This is a genomic window from Roseibium sp. (assembly GCF_965276855.1).
GTDB lineage: Bacteria > Pseudomonadota > Alphaproteobacteria > Rhizobiales > Stappiaceae > Roseibium.
This window is the reverse complement of the sequence record NZ_OZ255700.1, coordinates 1,047,371-1,066,847: the sequence shown is the minus strand read 5'-3', so window position 1 is coordinate 1,066,847 and position 19,477 is coordinate 1,047,371. Positions and strand designations below refer to the sequence as shown.

Below are 19,477 nucleotides of genomic sequence, written 5' to 3'. Positions count from 1 at the left end.
TTGAACAAATGTTCAAAATAAGCAAGAGGCTCCTGTAAAAAATGACAGACGTGTCTGCGCCCCGGAAGCGGGCACCCAGTAAAAAGTCTTTAGAAACAAAGGCCCGGATCCTGGATGCGGCAGAAGATCTGTTTTCCAAACGCGGTTTTGACGGCACGTCGATTCGCGACATTGCCAAGCAGGCGGGTGCCCAAGTGGCGCTGGTGCATCATCACGGCGGTCCGAAGGAAGAGCTGTTTCATATGGTGGTTGCCCGCCGGGCAAAGCCGCTCGCCGAACTTCGCCTCAAGGCGCTGGACGGCAAAAAGGCCGCGGCCGAACGGGACGGGCGCAACAAGCTGACCTTACGCGAGATCCTGGCCAGTTTCGTTCAGCCGTTTCTTGAGATGACCTTGTCAGAAGACGCGCCGTGGCCCGCCTATGGCCGGCTGATCGCGCTGGTGTCGGCGGATGAGCGCTGGCGGGAGATTGCTGCGGAGTGTTTTGATCCGACCGCAGCCGTCTTTGTGGATGAGATCGCTGACCTGCTGCCGGGCGCCTCCCGGACAGCGCTCAGCGCGGCCTTCGTCTTCACCGTGTCCGGCATGCTGGCGCTCACCGCCAGCAGCTGGCGCATCGGCGCTGTGGCACGCGAACAGGAGCAAGCGGATCTTGCCGAAACCTTGCTCGACTACAGCGAAGCCGGGTTTCTGAGGCTGTGTAAAGCGTGAGAATACCGGCAGATGAGGTCATTCCTTGCTGCAAAAGCAGCTAACGAAAGAATTGTGCAACCAGGAAACGCGTGAAGCGGAAAAGTCATGGACCCGTGTTTATGCAGCGGGCACTCTAACACTTGTTTCCATGTGAACCGGGCATGCGACGGAGAAGAATTTGACCCTATTGATCCTATTCGTGGTGCTTGCCATCGGAGTGTCGTTTCTCTGCTCGATACTCGAGGCCGTTTTGTTGTCGATCACGCCGTCCTTTGTGGAATCTGCGAATGAGGATCGGCCCAAGCTCGCCGAAAGCCTGAGAAAACTCCGGTCGGACATTGAACGGCCGCTTGCCGCCATTTTGTCTCTCAACACGATTGCGCACACCGTCGGGGCAACGGGTGCCGGGGCTCAAGCCGCCCTTGTTTTTGATGATGCCGGAGTGGGTGTGTTTTCAGCCGTGTTGACGCTTGCCATCCTGGTTCTGTCGGAAATCATTCCAAAGACCTTGGGCGCGACCTATTGGCGGGCACTGGTCCCCTTTGCGGTTCGGGTGCTGCCGTGGCTGATCGCTGCCCAATTGCCGCTGGTCTGGATGAGCCAGGGGATTACAAAGTTTCTCACCAAAGGTGATCCCAAGCATGAGGTATCCCGGGAGGAGATCTCGGCTTTGGCAACCGTCGGCAACCGTTTGGGGATCGTGGAGGAAGACGAGACACGCGTGGTCACGAACCTGTTTCGGCTTCCGGAAATCTCTGCGCGGGAGGTGATGACGCCCCGAACGGTCATTGAGCATGTCGCAGAAGCGATGAGCGTCGGAGAGGTGGTCAAATCGCGGGAAAGCTATCCGTTTTCCCGTATGCTTGTGACAGGGGGCTCAATCGATGACGTGTCCGGCTTCCTGCTGACGCGGGATCTTCTTCTCACAGCGGTCAACGGGCACAACGATGCCAGTGTCTCGACGCTGCGCCGGGATATTCTTCGGATTTCCGAAAACGAAGATCTCGATTCCCTGCTCGAAAAGCTGATGGGAAATGACGCGCACATCGCGCTGGTTCAAGACGAGTATGGCGGCACGGCCGGCTTGATCACCATGGAGGATGTCCTGGAAACCCTTCTGGGCGCTGAAATCGTGGACGAACACGATGAAGTCGAGGACCTTCAAAAACTTGCTCTGCAACGCAGCGGCCAGCAATCTGCAGACGGCATCAAGAATGCAGAAGACCGCGGTGAACAGTCGAAGGCCAAATAGAAGCGGTGAGGGAGGCTGAGGCCGTGGGATCCGGCATTTCCGCCGTCCGCTTAACTTAAAAGCGGCTGCGATCCAATAAGCACTGCAGGAAAGAAAAATGGTCGGAGTGAGAGGATTCGAACCTCCGACCCCCTCGTCCCGAACGAGGTGCGCTACCAGGCTGCGCTACACTCCGACTAGAATTTGGATTTCATTTAAATCCATCGGGAACAGCGGGGCAAGCCCGCGCTGCGTGGACGGTCATTTAGCAAAGCTTCTCCGTCCTCGCAAGGACTTTGCCTGTGACCGGCCCACTTTTTTAAAACTGTGAACAATTCCAGCTGGTTCGCGGAGGTTCTGAGAAAATCACCGGTGCTGAGGCAGGTGCTGGGAGGGCGGGCCGAGGCAGAAATCCATGGTGTTTGACCACTGTTTTACCGAGTTGGGGAAAACTATCCTTACCAATCAAAAGAAACGCACTTGGGAGGCTTGCGCTTGTCCGGCGAGATGGGTATACACCCTTCCCACGGCATTGGGGTGTAGCCAAGCGGTAAGGCACCGGTTTTTGGTACCGGCATGCGAAGGTTCGAATCCTTCCACCCCAGCCACTCTTCCTCTGGAAAAAGCGAATACGTTTGGTTCTGAGCGACCGAAGATCTCGTCAGCACAGCAGCAATGCCATGTGTAGCTGTTGTAGCGCGCAATTTCGTTTGGCCAATCGCGCAACTTCATTTGGCCACCATTTTGAGCTTCGTTTGAAGGCCGTTTAACGCGCCTGTAAACCCCGGCCGATGCGATCAGGTTGGCGGGTGCAAGGTGATGGTGCCGCCGCTATTCGCTGAGTGTGTGGCGCACAACTTCTTTCTGCTTATTTTTTACATTTGTTTGATGACTTTCGGCTTGGAACACTCGTTCGTACAATGCGAGGCAGCTGACCGCTCAAGCCCAAGGCAAAACCAAGTAGCTGCTGCACATCATAGAAAAACGGATGTTCGCCGTTCGAAGCGACAGCTGGCTTGAAAGACAACTAGGGTGAAAGGGGACTTTCGTCCTATATTCCTAATCCTGAGAAAATACGTACTGACATTCCAGCTGCTTTGGGATGTAATAAGTGCCAGTATTGTAAGGGAAATAAAGACTTTTTCAGAATGAACCTATTTAACAAGAAAACTCTTTCGCGCCATATTAAATCAGGACCGATCCCAGCAGAACACTTGGCTGCATTGGAGGCTTGGGCAAAGTTGATTAGCTCGGGTCGTATCAAGAACCTGAAGGAAACTTCCCTGCACGGGCAATTCGCTTCCAATATTGTTGAAAACGTTCTCGGTTATCACGGTCCAGCTGCTGGGGCAGAATACACTGTTTCGACAGAACAAGCGATCTTAAGAGGCAGCGTTGATTTGGCGCTTGGCCGCTTTGGAGGAAAGACACCTGACATCGTTGCTCCGTTTGAGTTGAAAGGCGCGGATACCAACGACCTCGATGCGATTATGCCGGGCCGCAACAAGAGCCCTGTTCAACAGGCTTGGGAATACGCCATGAACGCGCGCGGCGTAAAGTGGGTTCTGGTTTCGAACCTGATCGAATTACGCTTGTATGGTTTTGGCGAAGGGACCTCGGCCTACGAGGAGTTCCGTCTCGACCAGCTGACGGATCCGGAAGAATACGCGCGTTTCATGCTGCTCTTGTCGGCGGAAAACCTATTGTCTGGTCGCACCCTTGACTTGCTGAAGGAAAGCCGCAAAGAAGACAAAGATATCACGGATAGCCTTTATCAGGACTACAAGAATTTACGCCTGAAACTCCTGAGCGCAGTCCAGAAAGCGGATACGGCGATTGACCCGCTCGTTGCGATCGCCTTCGCGCAGAAGATCCTTGATCGGGTACTGTTCATAGCCTTTGCCGAAGACACCGGGCTTCTGCCAGGCAACACCCTCGAAAATGCCTTTGTTAATCGTGATCCTTACAATCCCCGCCCGGTCTGGGACAACTTCACAGGCTTGTTCCGTGCGATCGATGAGGGCAACAGCGATCTGAAAATCCCCCGCTACAACGGTGGGCTGTTCCGCCAAGATGACATGTTCAACGAAATAAGCCTGCCGGATGAAATCTGCGAAGGCTTTAAGGCGCTTGGTGAGTACGACTTTGCCTCTGAAGTCTCCGTCACCGTTCTGGGCCACATTTTTGAACAATCCATTGCGGACGTCGAGCGCCTGCAAGCGATAGCGCGCGGGGAAGAGGAAGAGCCCGAAAAGACCACCGGTACAAGCGGGCGGCGCAAGCGCGACGGTGTGGTCTATACTCCCGACTACATCGCGCGCTTCATTGTGGCCGAAACCCTTGGTAAGCATCTCAAAGAGATATTGGAAAGTGTGTTGCGTAACCATGCCAAGAAGGGCGTGGACGTCTCCGACTACGAAAACATCAAATGGCGGAGAAAGTCCGCCGAGTTGGAAGCCTGGCAAGCCTATCGTGATCGTCTGAAAACGCTACGCATAATCGATCCCGCCTGCGGCTCTGGTGTGTTTCTAATTATGGCTTTCGATTTCATGAAAGCCGAACTGACCCGCGTGAACGATAAGATCAGAGACCTTCTACCCAAGGAGGAACACTTTGGCGACTTGCTAGAGTACGCACCTGATAGCGAAATTTTGACTGACAATCTTTTCGGTGTGGACGTAAACGAGGAAAGCGTTGAGATCACCAAACTATCACTTTGGATCAAGACAGCGCGGCGCGGCAAGGTATTGGACAGCCTCTCGGGCAGTATCCGCGTCGGAGATAGCCTGATAGAAGATAGCAACTTCGCCTATCTTGATCATGCATTCACCTGGGAAACCGCCTTCCCTGACGTTTTTGCTGAAGGGGGGTTCGATGTTGTACTGGGCAACCCGCCATATGTGCGGATGGAACATCTGAAGGCAATGAAGCCTTACCTGGAAACCCGCTACCAAGTCGTGTCAGACCGTGCAGACCTCTACTGCTATTTCTACGAGCGCGGCTTGCGGTTACTGAAACCAGGCGGGCGCCTAGGTTACATTTCCTCGAACACCTTCTTCAAGACCGGTGCTGGTAGACCTCTGCGCGATTACCTAACGCGTGAGTCAACAATAGAAAGCGTCGTAAATTTTGGGGACCTCCAAATCTTCGAAGGTGTCACGACTTACCCCGCAATCTTGATTTTGCAAAACAGTGCGCCCCCAAATGATCACGAAATACGTTTTTGGAATGTAGAATCGCTGCCAGAGAATAATTTCCAGGCAACTTGGGAAGCTGCCGGTGGCCCATATCTACAATTCGGACTTGGAGTAGGATCATGGGAGTTGGAAAATCCATCTCTCCGTGCGCTTCGTGACAAGCTTATCAACGGTCGCAAGACCCTGAGGGAGGTTTATGGGCCACCATTGATGGGGGTGAAGACAGGCCTGAAGCCCGCCTTCGTAATTGACACCGCCACCAAAGAACGCATGTGTTTACAAGATCCGAGATCAGCCGAACTGCTAAAGCCATTGATAGAGGGCAAGAACCTGCAACGCTGGCATGCCGATCACCATGGTCATTGGCTAATCTATATCCCAAAGAAACGCGTCGACATCGAGCAATACACCGCTATCCGCGATTGGCTATTACCGATGAGAGACAAACTTGAAAAACGGGCAACCAATCAAGAATGGTTTGAACTTCAGCAGGCGCAAGAAGCCTACGTACCATATTTTGAGGCGCCAAAAATAATGTGGAGTGATGTTGCCTCTGAAGCCCGATGCCACCTCGACGCATCAGGTTTATTCGGCGAAAACACCTGCTACTTTCTGCCATGCGATAAACCCAGTGTTGTTGGATACCTGAATTCAAAGCTCGCTTGGTTTGTAATCAAGGCGCTCACGCCCAAAGCTCAGGGTGGCTATGCACGTTTCCAAACTCAGTACGTAGAGCAGTTGCCTCTTCTTAACGCCATCTTGAGCAGCAGAGACCTCGAAGCTTCGTCAAAGCGCTGTCATGCGTTAACTGAGCAAAGACTAAAGCTTCAGAATGCCTTCATACGTCGCATTCCTGACCTCTGTCCGCCAACGCGAGAACCAAAGCTGAGTACAAAGCTCAAGGAGTGGTGGGCCCTGCCAGATTTTTCCGCCTTTCGTGCCGAGGTGAAAAAGGCCTTCAAGGCTGATATCCCGCTGTCCGATCGCTCGGATTGGGAAGACTGGATCAACCGAGACCGCGCCGAGATTGCCCGCTTGACCGCCGAAATCGCGCAGGCCGAAGCTCAAATCGACAGCATCGTCTATGATTTGTTCGATCTAACCAGAGACGAAATCGCGCTACTGGAAAGTGTGGTTTAGAAACTGTTTTTGCGGCACGGTGACGGGCCTTCATTTGCCCGAAAGAGCTACCACCGAAAGGTGTTTGGGGCCAAATCCATCGTTAAGATAATTGTCAGCTTTTGTGTATCATTCCAACTTTGCATGGGCCACTGTCTAGTATAGCCGTACTGGGTGCAAATTGCCGCTGTCAGTCCCTGCGGAAAAGTCCTTAGGAGCTGCCAACCCAGTCACCCCTTCATCTCAGCCGTGCCGCTGGTGTTGTAGGCCTCCGCGTCGGCGTCAAACTCGTGGACAGCCTGGGTGACGATCCAAGATCCGGCCAGCTCCGGTGACACACCGGGAAAGCTCATCACCACCTGCTCCAGGACATCCGGATCGCCGCACTTGCAGGTGAAATCAATCTGGCGTTCGGCGCGGGTGAGCTGCTTGGCCTTTGAGGCGGCGGCCGTCTCCGCCAACGCCTCCGTTGGGAACTCCTTGCGGATCTCGTACCAGGCGTCTCCCTTGCTGAGCGGTGCCTTTTTCACCTTACGCTTGCCCTTGTCGTGGTCGCGCGCAGAGGCTTTGACACCGGCATAGGTGTTGCGGAAATTCCGGGTCCAGTTCCACGCCTTCAAGGCGTCCCGGCCGAGCGAATGTGACAACAGATTTCCGGCCAAATCCAGCCCGGCCGCACGGGCCAGGAAATAGACCGCACCGTCCTTGTATTTCTCTATCGCATCGTGGACCTCGGCCAGCTCCTGGACCATCTGCATGACGCTTTTTTCGCCGCGCATGAAGTGCGGGTAGGGAAAGCTTGCAAGCGCCGGGCTGACGATGGCGCTGAGGCCCTCGGCGCCCGCCTCCTTCTGCAGGATCTCGCCCAAGGTGGTGTCCTTGTGGCTTTGGGTCGACCGGTTCTTGGCACCGCTCCTGAAATCAACACTTGTGCCGGTGATCGTCAGATATTCGCCGTCGTCCTCTTCAAAACTGCCGCCATATTGATCGACTGTAAACGGGCCATGGGTGCGCTGGTTGCCGCCCTTATAGCCAATTGTGCACAGGATCTTTGCGCCCTCGCGAGGGCGGGGCAGTTTCGCGCCCGGATCGGCAAGCTTAGCCTCCACCTTGTCCGGCTCCCCGCCGCTTTCCAAGGTCACAGTGGCGGTGATCAGATGGCTGGTCACCAAGCCACTGTCGGCGCCGTCAAAGGTAAGGGTGCAAAAGGGTATCATGCTGTCACCTCATGTACCGCCGGTGATGCCATCGCGCACCGGGCTTAAGGCCGGTTCCAGCTCCGGCGGTGTCCAATCCGGCAAGACAATTTCAAGCCCGGCCGGGAGGACCGGGCCATGATCGGCAAGGCCCGGATTGGCGTCCCAAATGGCACCGCTCGCGGCCTCTGTTCCATACTCCCGGAAGGCAATCAGGTCGCACATGTCGCCTTGGATGGTGAGGGTCTTGCGCATGTCAGAAAAGCGTCCTTATGCGGTTGGCAGCTAGTGCCAGGAACCCGCCGCCACCCATCAACGGGTTGCGGTCCGCGCCTTGGCCATAGCGGGAAACCTTCAGGTCGTAGCTGGCCTTCATCACCCGCGCATCGACCCCGATCACCTCGTGGCTTAGGCGCAGGCTCAACACCTTCACATTGCCAAAGGATTTGCCCGCCAAGGAGTACATGGCCAGCGGCTGGCCTTTGGTCGTTTCCGCACCGAGCGCCTCGGCTTCGTTGAGGCCGCCATGGCTTTCTGGAAACAGGATCCCGGACAAGGTCACCGATTGCGGGGCGGGGCCGAGGAAGTGATCCACATGACCGCCCCCGGCGGTGAAATGCTCCTTCCAGCGGGCCTCGTATTCGGTGGCGAACTTCTGATAGTTCAGATCGTCAATCGTGAACTGGTGGTCGCCAATGCGCATCAGGACAGTCATGTCACCCCCTAGTCACTGTCCGACAGCGCCCGGCGGCTGGCCCCGGCGACTGCCCCGCCGACCGCCTGCCCCGCGCTTGCCGGACCGCCGATCACCCGGATGTTGAAGGTGTTGGTCTGGTGGACCGTCTTGGATTGATCGACCTGCTGCGGGACTTCCACCACCTCCGGCGCGTCTACGTTCTGGTTGGCCGCCAAGCGCTCCAGCGCAGCCGTCAAGGCGCTGTTCTGATTGGCGGCGGCCGACTGATACTCGGCAGGCGAGGGCAGGCGTTCATACCGGCTCGCCGGTTCCGGCCGTTTCTTCGTGCGGCCCGGCCGCGCGGCCTCTGGCACCTCATAATCGTCCGTCGGTACCGGCCGGGGTTTCCGGCGGCCTTCTTTCGGGGCCGCTGGCTCATCGGTTTCGGATGTTTCGCCGCCGCCAAACGCGCTGGAGAAAAGGCTAGTCAGGCCGTTCCACTTTTCTTCGATCCAGCCAAAGGCCTCGTTAAACAGGCTTTTAAGCGTCTCCAGATTGAGGAACTCGTCCCATTTGAGCGGCTTGATCAACAGGTCCCAAGCCAGCATGCCTATTTCGGCCGCGAGGATCGCCCAGCCGATCCCCGGAATGAACCGGCCAAACCACTTGAGGGGGGTGATCAACAAGGACCACTTGAGCTTGGAACCCGCCAGCAACGTTGCCCAGCCGACCTTTGGAATGAATGCGGTCCATCGCAAAGGCTTCAACAGCGCGGCCCACGCCACGCGGGGCACGAAGGATGCCCACCGCAAGACAGACACCACGCTGCGCCAGGCAAGCTTGGGCACAAAGGCCGCCCATTTGAGCGGGGTGAGAATGGCGCCCCAACTGAACTTTGCCATCGACGTAATGGCCTGGCCGAGGCCGCCAACCGCGCCCTTGGCACGGGCCAAGAACCGGACAAATCCGGCAAGCCCTTTGGCCGTGCCGATCACAGAACTGGCGAGCAACCAGAACCCGTAAGACACCAGCCGTCCGGCAATGCCGAAGGCCAGCAAGGCGGCGGTGCCCTTGATGATCCAACCGGTCAGCTGGGGGTGCGCGGTCGCAAAGTCATTGACCGCCCGCACAAGGCCGGTCAGATCGGTTAGTAGGGATTTGATGACACCGGCCAGACCGTTGCCTTTTGCGGAGGCATTGTCGAACTCAATGACCAAGGCTTTCCAGCGCTCGACCATGGTGTCCATGACCCGATCATAGTCCTTGTCGATGACCCCGTCGGCGGTAAGCGTTTCATCGCGGATCCGCGCGTATTCTTCCAGATTGGCTATGATGGGCTTCAGAAAATTCTGGACCTGCATGTCACCGAAGACATCGCCGATGACATAGGGGTTTGTCTCTGCCAAATCGTGCAGGCGAACCAACATGTATTCCATGGGGTCTAGCCCCTTCGCGGTGGCGTTTTCCAACTCCGACCGGATGTCGATGCCGAGTTTCTTGAACTTGGTCACCGTTTCAGGGCTGACGATTTTTGCCAGGAAGTTTTTGAAGTTGTTCGCCGCCTCGTCCGGGTCACCCGCGCCCTTAACCGCGATCTGCAGAGCGGCTCCCAAGCGCGCGGCGGCGTCGGTGCCTTCAATGCCCAGCATCTTGGCGGCCGCAGTGAGGCCGGGCATATGCTTGGCCATATCCCTCAGCTCAAACCCGCCCTCCTTGCCCGACTTGGCCAGCATGTCCAAAAGGGTCGTGATTTTCGCGACCGGAATGCCGAGGTTGTCGATCCCGGCGTAGGCCGCAAAGGCCAGGTGGTCGATCTGCGCCCCCGTTGCGGTGGCGGCCTTGCCGATGGCTTCAATTGCACCGGTGCTGTCTTCCTCCGACAGGCCCTTGCCCAACAAGACATCAAGGCCGCCCAGCAAATCGCTGGCGGACTGGTTCACTTTGGCTGCGGTGACGCGCAATTGCGCCTCCACACCGGCCAGCTGATCTTTGGTCATGTCGGCAACATTGCCGAAGTGGGCGAGGGAGTGTTCAAAGCGGCCGATCTTGAGCACGGGCGCCACCATGACCGCGCCCATCGCCACCGCATCCATGAGCCGGGTGCGGGCGCGGTCCAGCCGGTTGGCGACCCGGTTGGTCGCCGCGTCCAGAACCGCCGGGTCAAAGGCCTTGGTCATTGCGGCGCCGACCCGGCCGGACATGCCTCCAACCGCGCTTTGAACCCGGCCCGCCATGCGCTGCGCGTTGTTGGCGATCCGGTTCATTCGGCTCGAGGCCTGGTCGACCAGGCGCAGCACCATCTTGAAAGACAGGTTACTCATCAAGGCCTCCGGCTTTGGGCAAGCGCTCGCGCAAGAGATCGTGGAAGGTCACGGCCTGGATGAAATCCATGTCACCCCAAGCCGCCGGGCCGCCGCCATAGTGCAACATCAGGTCGGCGGCCAAGGCTTCGGCGTTGAGCGCTAGTCCTCGGAACCGATCAGCTCGGAGACCATCCCCGCAATTTCGGTAAAAAAACCGGCGACCTCCTGACCGATCTTGACCAGATCCGGCAGGGAGAGCTGTTCGACTTCGGACTTGGAAATGCCCAGGTAAAGCGCCAATGCCTCGTTGAACATGTCCATGCGTTCGCTGGTGATGACGGCCTTCAACAGCGCCTTCACCGTTTCAGGGGCAAGGGTGTCGTCCTCGCCCCCTTGGGCGTTGCCTCGGTTCATGAGGGCGGCCAGCGTGTCCGCGCCAAAGGCAAGAACGAACTTTTGAACGTGGATCAGGCGGGGCCTGCGGACCTCGACAGAAGCCCGCTGTTTGCCATTGCCGAGGTCGATTTCGTCTGTCAGGGAAACCGTGGTCATAGCCGCTTACCCCAGCTGCAAGATGCGGCGGCGGTTCGGCCACAGCCGCTTGCCGTTCAGCATCGGGTTGTTGGTTTTCAGGTCCAGCTCGTCCTGGAGCTTGTCCTGTTCATAGCGGCGGTAAACGCGGGTGTTCATCGCCTGGTAGTCCCAATTGACCAACTCACCGGACTTGTTTTCCGTTTCCTCCGGCGGGTCGAGTTCGCACTCGTAGAAGTGCCGGACACCGAACTCGTTCTCGGGGTTCTCTTCATCCAGCGCATACTGTGTCCAGCTCAAGGTGATTGGTTCGCCAATCGGCAAGCTGGTGAGCCCGCGCGGGTAGGCAACCACCTTGAACTTGAACGGGCGGAACTTCAGCCCGAGGATCGGGTGGCGGTCCCCCATCAGCCCGCCGGGCTTGTATTCTCCGCGCTCGACTTCCACCCCGCCGGGCGTGGTGGCGATCAGCTTTCCATAGAGGTTTTCGGTTTCGTTCACGACCAGGTTGAAGTCGCGAACAATCAAGCTTTCTTTGGGCATAACCGGCTCCTAGTGGCGGCCGCGATCAGGCGGCGGCCGCGAAATTGGTCTGGGCGAGGATTTCGGCGACGGTCACCTCGAGATAGCGCGGCTGGCGCTGGTGCTCGATGTCGATCAGGGTGATCGGCGGCGGCGAGAAGCTGTCGTAGCTGAGGACGATCTTGCCCAACTCCAGGGCGCCGATGCTGTTGCGGTCGCCGTAGAAAAAGGCCTCTCCGCCAATCAGCTTGCCGTCTTCGACCATGGCCCCAAAGAACTGGTTCATGCGGTCCAGAACGGCCGTCACCTTGTCGGCAACCAACGGATCGGAAACCACCCGCCAAATGGTGCGGGCAAGCGCTTCGTTGACGATGTCATCAACACGCAGCTGGCAATAGAACCGAAGCGACGTGTCGGTGGTGGCGGCATAGTCGCCCCAGGTGCGCCAACCGCCCTGATGATTGATGATGCAATTGACCTGGTTGGACATCAGGTAGTTGGCCCGGCTGTCGCTGTCGGTCATGTGATAAGGAACGGCACGGTTGACGCCGAGCACGTTCAAGACCTTGTTGCCCCAAGAGGCGTGATAGCCGACCTCCTTGTCGGTCTGAATGCCAACGGCGGCAACATGGCCCTCCGGGGTCATCAGGCCGTCTTTGGTTTTGACCATCTGATCGAAGAGGATCAAACGCGGATCGTCCACATCGCCTCGGAACTCAACCGCCGCCTCTTCGGTGGTGGCGGGTGTGCCCGAGATATGAACCGCGCCCATGCGCTTGGCGATCAAACCCTGATCGTTCAGAACCGGGTTTTTCGCGCCGCCGACGCGGAAGTGGGTGTAGCCCGGCGTTGCCAGGATCTTTGGCTTGATACCGAGATAGCCCTCGGCGGTCTCCAAGGCGAAGAGGCCGGATTGCGCGGTCTGGTCGCCGATTGCGTTGGCCAAGGTCGCGTCCTGGTCGCCGCCTTCCTCAAAAATATTGGCAACAATCATGGCGCCATCGACCCGGTCGAAAACCGCGTCCGTGTATTTGCGCGCGGTGCCGGTGGCGCCGAGCTTGTCGCGCAGCTCCAGATCGTCCTTGGTCATCAAGAACGGCTCGTTGCGCTTGACGCTTGGATCCGCGTCCGGCGCGGTTAGATTGTAGCCGAGTGTGGTGCTGTCATAGACTTCAATCGGCCCGACGCGGGTGAGACGTTTGAACCGAAGCCCATGGTGAAATTCGTCTGTTCCGGCCATCCGGCCCTCCGTTCCATAGGTGTTTGCAAAGATGCTTTGCAGCCTTGGAACAGAGTAAAAAAACACCGGGCGCGGCGGCCCGGTGACAGTTGGCAAGTCAGTAAACGAAAATACCGGGCTCAAGCCCGCGCGGACCTGCGATCTCGTAGATCAGGTTTTTCGCCTCGGTATTCAGGTTACGATAGGCGGCTGCCGTTTCTTCAATGCCTTCCTTTGAAAGGCTTTCGACATGCTCCCGCACGTCCGGCGGAGGGCCCACTCTTTTTCGGGCCCATTTCTTGTATGGCTGTATGGCTAAGCCTAACCGTAGAGGCCGAACTTTAAAATGCTCGTGGCCGTCTTCGTCAGTTTCAAGATAAATGCCAACATCGATAGCGTCGTGACTAAGTCTATTCCTCGCGGGTTTTAGAGCCCGGTGCGCTTTGATCCATTCGCCGAGTCGCTGTTCCAACTCCGGGTCGGAAATTAGCCCGGCGCTGGCAACCAAGTTTATCAAAGCGTCTGCGTCCCAAAATTGGCCCTTGTCCTCGCAGTCACACATATGTTCGTTGAAGAAACGCTCTGCGGCTTCGAACTTTTCGACGTGCTCTCCGTTAGGGAAATCCTCAAGGGTTGGGTCCGGATCAACGGTCAGTGTTTTGACAGCCTCAATTCTGTTGTCAGGGCACGTGGCAATAAACAATAGGTTACGAAGTCTGTTGTCCGTTAGCCCCGAGTAATACGTCATGATGCCCAGCGGCTCCATCAATGGCCGCAGCTCGGGTTGGATGTCGTCGATCATTCTCGCGTTTCACCTTAGTGTCATCGCCGACATCCTGCCGCAGCTGGCCCACAAAACAACACTCTTTCTGATCAGGGCCAGGTAATCCCCAGGGCGGCGTCCAGGTCTTCCACAGATCCGGCGGCTTCAATGGCCGCATTGGCGGTGACCGTGAGGGCCTCGATTTGCGCCGCCGCTGTCACCCAGCCGTTGGACGCGTCCAGGACGATCTGGACCATGTCGGCAAGCGGGATCCCGCGCGCCGCCGCTTCAACCGACAGCATCGGGCATTCAGCTGTCGCGTCTGCCTGGTAGGCCTTCGCCTCGGCATATTTCTCCCGGTAGACCATCGCCTTGCCATCGCCCGGCGTGATCCATTTGCCCCGTGCGGTTTCGGCCAAAACGATGAGCCGGCCCTTTGCTTCCGTCTTCAAGGCCGCCAATTGTTCGGCCTCTAAGGCGGCGCCCGAAACTTCGGAAATGGAGCCGCTCTGGCGTTCATAGGTCTTGGCGGGATCAAACCCGGATGGGGCCACATAGAACTCTGAGGACGGTTTGGACGGCGCCAGCGTTGTTTCCACCTGGCGGCCGTTCTCATCAAAACGAAGATAGTGTTTCATCGGTCAAAGGTCCTTTTAACGGCCGTTTAAGCCGCGTTTTTCCAGGGGGCGAAATCGGAGACGTTGTTTTTCAAGAACGCCTGCTGGGCAGTCCTGCCGTCGATCTCGAGGCCGGACGCGCGCAGGGTCGGCAAGTTGAAGAAGCTGCACTCCTTCACGAACTGATAGCCGCTCGAAGAGGTCCAGTAGTGTTCCGAACACGCCAAGACAAAAGCCGCCGTTGTTTTGGCAGGCACCGAAATGGACTGGGCGCGGCTTGTCACGGTGCTGTTGGTTACGTTCCAAAGCTGGCTGTAGGTCAAGTCGCTGATAGCCGCCCGGTTGTCATCGTTCGCATTTGGCAACACCCGGAACAGCTGCGCACCCTCGTGGCCCGAGCCCCAATGGGTCGAGTAGCAGTAGTTCAGCGACGTGCTGATTTCGGCATCCGTTGGGTTCTTCAAGAAGATCGCCGCGATGTTGAAGGTCGGGTAATTCTGTTGGTTTCCGCTCTGCGCATATTCAGTGTACTGCTGCGCAACCCCAACTGCGTTGGCATCATCTGAAAACGGCAATAGCTGGCGGGGAACGCGGTTGTGTCGAACCCGTTCGCTGTCGTGCCCCATGCCCAAGAGCAGCTTAAACAGCTTGTCCATCTGGTTGCTGTGGTAGGTCTGCGGCAGTTGCGATGTGTAGCTAAACGGGCCTTGCCCAATAAACCGGGTAAAGTCGGCAATCAGAATGCCTTGGTCCATAGCCTCGCGGCCACCACCAACGTTGGCAATGGCGGTTGCCTCTGCCGCAGATATTTCACTCAACGCAGCAAGCTTGGCGGTGTCGATGATCCCGGTCAGCTCATTGGTTTTGTCACTGGTGAGCGTTTCCATCATTGCCGCTTTGGCGGTGTAGAGATCGTTGATCGCAGTCTCGGATGTTGCCCGCAGCTGATTGATTGCCGCCCGAACTGAGGCGTCCAGGTTGTTGATGTCTTGGCTGATCCCGGCATGCAGCGTGTTCATCTGCGCTTGCAGGTCCGTGGACAAAAGGTTGATGGCCTCGTCCGTTGCAGCCGCCAAGATGGTCAGGGCCTCAAACTTGGCGCTGCCGATGGCGACGATGTCGGCGGCCGTCATGTTGGGCATGACCGTCCGGGCCAAGATCGACAGCTCCCGGATCCGGTCAATCCCGACCGAGCCGGGGTTGGCGTTCTCCTGGGCAAAGACTGCGGCAATGGCGTCCATAATCGCCTGGTAGTGCGGTGTGTCTGACATCAGTCAACTCCTAGATCGTGAACGCCAAGGAACCGGTAGGCTTCTTCGGTGCGTAGTTCCCGGCGGAGGGTGGCGTCCCGCGACGCCATTTCGGTTTCATGAGCGGTGAGGCTGGCGTCGATCCCGGTGACCGCCTGGTTCAACCGGTTGACGCCCGATTTTTGAACGCTCTCAGGGTCGGCAAGCGGCAGGCCGCGCGGTGTTTTGGGACCGTTCGCCATGATCAGACCGCCAAGCTCAGCGCTTTCAACTTGCGCACACGCGGCCGGTGCAGGGCGGTCCCCGCCGCTGTGAGCTTCACCGCCGTGGTCGGCGCGGTGAAACCCGACAAGCGGTAGGTGTGCTCGTACCAGCCGTCCCCGGCCTCAACGTGGGCCTCGCGGGACACCGCCGTGTAGTCGCCGTTTTCCTCGCGGACCTCGACCGTCACCGTCGAGTTGCCGGGCAAGAACGCCTCAAAGCGCACCAACACGTCCACGTTTGTGCCGCCCGTAAAGGCGCGGGTTACATAGTCGCCTTCATCGGCCAATGTTCCCAACACGACCTGGACGTTTGGAAACAGGATCGGCGACGCGTTTCCGGTTTCCGGCCCTTTCAGAACCGCGTGAACCTGCAGGTCCTCGGTGATCTTTTCCGACAGCGATACCACCGAATTGGGGGCAACGCGGATGGCGGAGCCGTCGGTCCGGGTAAAGGTCAGCTCGATTTCGGTACCGGCGGCCGGTGTGTCCACCCCGGCGTTTGCCAGAAGATCGGTCAGCTGCTCGGCCGCAATGGTTCCAAGCGGAACGGTGCGGGACGCCTCGGTAAAGGTGGCCTCCAAGATGTCACAGGTGAGGTCCATGTTCTGGTGCGCCGTCCAGGTCCGGGCGTTGGAAGACGACAGCAAGACCATGTTGGTGTTCGCCTGCGCCGTCACCCAGCCATGGTTCGGATCGTATTTGCCGGTTTCGGCGATCCCGAGCGCATGGTCCGCGTCGTCTGTCAGGAAGACAAACGCGCGCTCGGCCCCCTCCGGCCACCAAGGCGGCAAATCGAACAGGACATCCACCGTCTCGCCAACGGATACAGAGGTCATGTCGATGATGGCATCGGCGATAACGGTTTGGTTCGGCAAGCCGGTGGTCGTTTCGCGCAGCTGCATGATGATCGGCTTTTCAGGATCGCCAATCGCCATGATGGTGACGCGGATCCCGGCGCAATGGAAACCGCGCGGGGTCAGTAATGTGGTGGCCAACGGGTCGCGGCCCGCCCACCAGAACGTGGTGGTCCGGGTTGTCACCTGGCGCAACTCGCGCAAGGTGATCGTGCCGCGCCCAATGTACTCGGCGCCGCCAAAAGACCCTTGAGCACCGAGGGCCTCGACCATCTTGGCGCCAACCGGGATATCCGGCGGCACTTGGAACGTGCCGGACATTGCGCCGTTTTCGTCAGCGACCGGGGCAGGGTCCGGCAGAACGCTCACCCCGTCAAAGGTGAGGCTTGCCAGCACTTCGTTTGCATCGAAGCCGGACACCGTGAACGCCACGTCGCGTTGGCGGAGCGTGGTGCTTTCCGTGGTTTCCTCGCGCAGCACTTCGACCGACGTGCTGGTGGACGTGGAAGATGCATTGCCGGATCCACGGGTCAGGCTCCGGGTGACCGCGCTTTGCCAGGTCTCATTGACCGTGGTCCATTGATCGACCGCCGGGTCCAGCGTGACAATCGCGGGCAATGGGTCGAAGGCCATGTAGGGGTTGACCTTCATGGAACCGGTTTGAAGCGGCTGGGACACGAAGGCGCTGACCTCGTAATTCAAGGACCAGGCTTCCGGCGACAAGGCCCCGTCCAGAACGGTGGCCGCAATCGGCAGGGTCAGCTCGCCATCAATGATGGCCAGCGTCTGCGGGATGCCCTGGTCGCGCAAATCATCGTCCACGAAGTTGTCAACGAAGATGCCATTCTTGGCGGCCGGGTCCATCCGGTCCGCGTCCTGGCGCAACTCAACACGGGCAAGCTGATCAAAGGCGGTGACCAGCAGTTTCCGCATATCCTGAATATCGTCATAGGGAACCGACCGTGTGGCAACGTTGCGCACTTCCGGCGGTGTTCCAGTTGCGAAAGTGTTGGCAATGGTGGCCAGCGGCAACAGGTCGTCCGGCACCTGCGGCGGGACCGGATTGTAGGCGGTTGAAACGCCTTTAACGCGGACGATCTCGCCGAGCGTGTTGACCGCAAGGATATCGGTGCGGGGCCTGCGCCATTTGTAATCGATATCAACTTCACTGTCTGTCACCGCGCCGGATACGGTCACGGTATTGTCGTCCCAAGCTTCGGGGTCGATGGATTTCTTGTAGCGGTAGGTTACGGAGTAGGTGGACCCCGGCGCGGGCTCCACACCCCCGGCCGACCAATCCACCTCATCGCCGATCAGCGTGAAATCTGACCCGACCGCATAGGTGGTCGCGCCCTGCTTGATCTCAATGATGGTGGCGATCTGCGCGTGGGGGAGCGGATCCCGGCCGCCGGAGGTCTGCCCGCGCAAGACGTTTTCTGTCACTTGGGTGAGCACCGACACGTCAAGGATCTCATCGATCGGGGTGCGGTTCAGCGTGAAAATCATGGTGCCGTTGCCGCCATCGGCGAAATAATGTGGCTCGGCGTTGATGGTTTCCAGATCCGGATCGTCGGCATAGGCAACGCGCAAGGCGGCCGCACGGTCGATCTTGAGGCCGCGCACGTTGGCGACGCCCTCTTCAATGGAATAGGTTCGCTCGTTGTTGATGAGGCCAAGATAGGTGACCTTGAAACCACTGGCGACATAGTTGCCGTTGGCGTCCCGGTCATAGCGGGCGATTTCCGCATTAAGGCCCGTGATTTGCGGCGGCGGCGAGTTGTCCACCACCACGCCGTTGACGATCCGGTAGACCGGGAAGAACCGGTAAGAGACCACCGGTGTATCGGCCAGGGCCTCGGTGGACGCCCCCCAACGGCACTTTTCTTGAAGGCGGGCCGCGCGCGGCTGACCGTGGGTCTTGAAGCGTTGATCGTTGAACTTCAAGGACGGGTCTTCCAACATTGTGATGACCCGTGTTTCGATGATGACGCCCACCGAAACCTCACCCGTCACGGGCAAGGTCATGTCGGCCGGGGCAAGATCGCGGACGTGGCCCTGAAGGTAGACCGATCCGGCTTCCAAAGAGGTTGCGCCGGTCGTGCCGTTGACCACGATCTGCCCGCCGGAGGCGACATCGCCATCACGGAACAGGGCGTCGCCGTTGGCTTTCATCTGATGGCGGATCTGGCTTTGGGTTTCGCTCAAATCCTGCGCGAAGAAATAGCCGTCCTCGGTAAAGACGCTTTCGACATATTCCTTGGCCGGATCGAACTCGTTTTTGTGGAACTGTGGGTAAATCGGCATGGGCCGCTCCTAGATCTCGAACACGAGGGAAAGATCAAGGCCGCTTTCCCCGGAGTGCGGGACGGCGGCAATGTGGGTGGCAAGCGCCAAAACCCCGGTTTCCGTTACTTGATCAGGTTCATAGAACTGCTGGCCCGGTGGCAGTTGCGCGTCGACCGCGCAGCCCATGAACAAGCCATAGGCGCGGATCGGATCACCCGTGCCGTCATTCGGCAAAAGGTGGGCGCGGGCGAGCAGCATGCGGGTCGGCCGCTGCACAATCGCGTAAAGGTCGGAGCCGATGTAGACGGTCACCGCGTTGTCGCTGTCCAGCACCTCAGCGACCGGCAAACAGAAATCGAGTGCGGTTGGTGCTAACCGGCCAACCTCGGCCTGAAGCACCGTTTGTTCCAGCGCGGCGGGCGGTGTCGATGCCTTGTAAGTGAACTGGACCTGGGCACCGGGTGGAATGGCACCGGTGGCAAGCCGGGTCACAGTGCCGGTTTGGCTGTCCACGGTGTAGTCGGTGTTCAACACGTAAAGCGTATCCCCGGCGGCGTTGGACAGCTGCGGGTCTTCCAGAGGCGCCAGATCGCTGGAAAACGTATCTGCGTCAAAGGTCTTCAGCTCGGCCTGATTTTCCCCCCACCAGTCCTCGCCATTTGCCACGGCAATCAGGAAGGTTTTGGGGTCGGCGATGAACAGATCGCGCAGCACCTTGGCAACTTCGGCGCGGCCTGCATTGGTCAAGACAGCCATTT

Annotated in this window: 17 protein-coding genes and 2 tRNA genes; 5 read left to right on the top strand and 14 right to left on the bottom strand. The window is 58.4% G+C overall.

The window, feature by feature from the left end; all coding sequences use genetic code 11:
- Positions 1-41 precede the first annotated feature (41 nt).
- Positions 42-710: a TetR/AcrR family transcriptional regulator gene (locus ACQY4Z_RS04925; RefSeq protein ID WP_428527199.1), complete on the top strand. Its 669-nt coding sequence runs from the start codon at positions 42-44 to the stop codon at positions 708-710.
- A 160-nt stretch (positions 711-870) separates the two neighbouring features.
- Positions 871-1,944 carry a CNNM domain-containing protein gene (locus tag ACQY4Z_RS04920; protein WP_428527197.1) on the top strand — a complete coding sequence of 358 codons (1,074 nt, stop codon included), beginning with the start codon at positions 871-873 and terminating at the stop codon, positions 1,942-1,944.
- A gap of 98 nt (positions 1,945-2,042) precedes the next feature.
- Here the strand turns inward: ACQY4Z_RS04920 and ACQY4Z_RS04915 are convergent.
- Positions 2,043-2,119: transfer RNA gene (locus ACQY4Z_RS04915), tRNA-Pro, on the bottom strand.
- A 337-nt stretch (positions 2,120-2,456) separates the two neighbouring features.
- On the opposite strand from ACQY4Z_RS04915, the gene ACQY4Z_RS04910 reads away from it, so the two are divergent.
- Positions 2,457-2,531: transfer RNA gene (locus tag ACQY4Z_RS04910), tRNA-Gln, on the top strand.
- A gap of 540 nt (positions 2,532-3,071) precedes the next feature.
- On the top strand, positions 3,072-6,260 hold the full coding sequence (locus tag ACQY4Z_RS04905) for an Eco57I restriction-modification methylase domain-containing protein (protein ID WP_428527194.1): 3,189 nt from the start codon (positions 3,072-3,074) through the stop codon (positions 6,258-6,260).
- A 209-nt stretch (positions 6,261-6,469) separates the two neighbouring features.
- On the opposite strand, the gene ACQY4Z_RS04900 is transcribed toward ACQY4Z_RS04905, so the two are convergent.
- The 4 genes from ACQY4Z_RS04900 to ACQY4Z_RS04885 are packed head-to-tail and all read right to left on the bottom strand — an operon-like array spanning position 6,470 to position 10,432.
- Positions 6,470-7,456 (bottom strand): phage late control D family protein, encoded by a 987-nt coding sequence (locus tag ACQY4Z_RS04900; RefSeq protein WP_428527192.1) that lies wholly within the window; start codon positions 7,454-7,456, stop codon positions 6,470-6,472.
- Between the two features lie 9 nt (positions 7,457-7,465).
- Positions 7,466-7,690, bottom strand: coding sequence for a tail protein X (locus ACQY4Z_RS04895; protein WP_428527190.1), 225 nt, complete (start codon positions 7,688-7,690; stop codon positions 7,466-7,468).
- A gap of 1 nt (position 7,691) precedes the next feature.
- Complete coding sequence (locus ACQY4Z_RS04890; RefSeq protein WP_428527188.1) at positions 7,692-8,150, bottom strand: phage tail protein; 459 nt, start codon at positions 8,148-8,150, stop codon at positions 7,692-7,694.
- A gap of 8 nt (positions 8,151-8,158) precedes the next feature.
- Positions 8,159-10,432: a phage tail tape measure protein gene (locus ACQY4Z_RS04885; RefSeq protein WP_428527186.1), complete on the bottom strand. Its 2,274-nt coding sequence runs from the start codon at positions 10,430-10,432 to the stop codon at positions 8,159-8,161.
- Here ACQY4Z_RS04885 and ACQY4Z_RS04880 point away from each other — a divergent pair.
- Positions 10,413-10,577, top strand: a complete 165-nt coding sequence (locus ACQY4Z_RS04880) for a hypothetical protein (RefSeq protein ID WP_428527184.1) — start codon at positions 10,413-10,415, stop codon at positions 10,575-10,577. The genes ACQY4Z_RS04885 and ACQY4Z_RS04880 overlap by 20 nt on opposite strands.
- Here the strand turns inward: ACQY4Z_RS04880 and ACQY4Z_RS04875 are convergent.
- The 9 genes from ACQY4Z_RS04875 to ACQY4Z_RS04835 form a co-directional block, all read right to left on the bottom strand.
- Complete coding sequence (locus tag ACQY4Z_RS04875) at positions 10,574-10,966, bottom strand: hypothetical protein (protein ID WP_428527182.1); 393 nt, start codon at positions 10,964-10,966, stop codon at positions 10,574-10,576. The two genes, ACQY4Z_RS04880 and ACQY4Z_RS04875, sit on opposite strands and share 4 nt — an antisense overlap.
- A 6-nt stretch (positions 10,967-10,972) precedes the next feature.
- Positions 10,973-11,488, bottom strand: a complete 516-nt coding sequence (locus ACQY4Z_RS04870) for a hypothetical protein (RefSeq protein WP_428527180.1) — start codon at positions 11,486-11,488, stop codon at positions 10,973-10,975.
- Positions 11,489-11,513: 25 nt separating this feature from the next.
- Positions 11,514-12,707, bottom strand: coding sequence for a hypothetical protein (locus ACQY4Z_RS04865; RefSeq protein WP_428527178.1), 1,194 nt, complete (start codon positions 12,705-12,707; stop codon positions 11,514-11,516).
- 97 nt (positions 12,708-12,804) lie between these two features.
- Positions 12,805-13,488: a hypothetical protein gene (locus ACQY4Z_RS04860; RefSeq protein WP_428527176.1), complete on the bottom strand. Its 684-nt coding sequence runs from the start codon at positions 13,486-13,488 to the stop codon at positions 12,805-12,807.
- Positions 13,489-13,559: 71 nt separating this feature from the next.
- Complete coding sequence (locus ACQY4Z_RS04855) at positions 13,560-14,087, bottom strand: hypothetical protein (protein WP_428527174.1); 528 nt, start codon at positions 14,085-14,087, stop codon at positions 13,560-13,562.
- Positions 14,088-14,113: 26 nt separating this feature from the next.
- The gene (locus ACQY4Z_RS04850; RefSeq protein ID WP_428527172.1) at positions 14,114-15,337 is read right to left on the bottom strand and encodes a hypothetical protein; all 1,224 of its coding nucleotides are present in this window, start codon (positions 15,335-15,337) and stop codon (positions 14,114-14,116) included.
- Positions 15,337-15,558, bottom strand: a complete 222-nt coding sequence (locus ACQY4Z_RS04845; protein ID WP_428527170.1) for a hypothetical protein — start codon at positions 15,556-15,558, stop codon at positions 15,337-15,339. Before ACQY4Z_RS04845 ends, ACQY4Z_RS04850 begins: the two co-directional genes overlap by 1 nt.
- Before the next feature lie 2 nt (positions 15,559-15,560).
- Positions 15,561-18,737, bottom strand: coding sequence for a DUF4815 domain-containing protein (locus ACQY4Z_RS04840; protein ID WP_428527168.1), 3,177 nt, complete (start codon positions 18,735-18,737; stop codon positions 15,561-15,563).
- Between the two features lie 9 nt (positions 18,738-18,746).
- Positions 18,747-19,475, bottom strand: a complete 729-nt coding sequence (locus tag ACQY4Z_RS04835) for a hypothetical protein (RefSeq protein ID WP_428527166.1) — start codon at positions 19,473-19,475, stop codon at positions 18,747-18,749.
- Positions 19,476-19,477 lie beyond the last annotated feature (2 nt).